Source organism: Streptomyces morookaense, from assembly GCF_013030945.1.
In the GTDB taxonomy this organism is placed as follows: domain Bacteria; phylum Actinomycetota; class Actinomycetes; order Streptomycetales; family Streptomycetaceae; genus Streptomyces; species Streptomyces morookaensis.
The window spans coordinates 1-381 of the sequence record NZ_JABBXF010000232.1 but is presented as its reverse complement, the minus strand read 5'-3'; the positions used below and the strand labels follow the sequence as shown (position 1 = coordinate 381).

1 protein-coding gene is annotated in these 381 nt (G+C 66.9%); it reads right to left on the bottom strand.

Annotated elements, in window-relative coordinates:
- The coding region (locus HG542_RS34310; protein ID WP_171088357.1) for an HAD-IC family P-type ATPase at window positions 1-381 on the bottom strand (381 nt) is incomplete at both ends.

Sequence of the window (381 nt, the reverse complement as noted above, 5' to 3'; positions counted from 1 at the left end):
GCGAAGTACTTCGCGACGTCGTTGGCGATGGAGAACGTGGTCAGCGCTCCGCGGGTGATCAGCAGCTGTTTGCCGATCTCGACGATCTCGATGAGTTTGGTGGGGTTGGAGTCCAGGTCCACCATGTTCCCGGCCTCCTTGGCGGCCGAGGTGCCGGTGTTCATGGCCACGCCCACGTCGGCCTGGGCCAGCGCCGGGGCGTCGTTGGTGCCGTCGCCCGTCATCGCGACCAGCTTGCCGCCGGCCTGCTCGCGCTTGATGAGGGCCATCTTGTCCTCGGGCGTCGCCTCGGCCAGGAAGTCGTCGACCCCCGCCTCCTCCGCGATCGCCTTGGCCGTCAGCGGGTTGTCACCCGTGATCATGACGGTCTTGATGCCCATG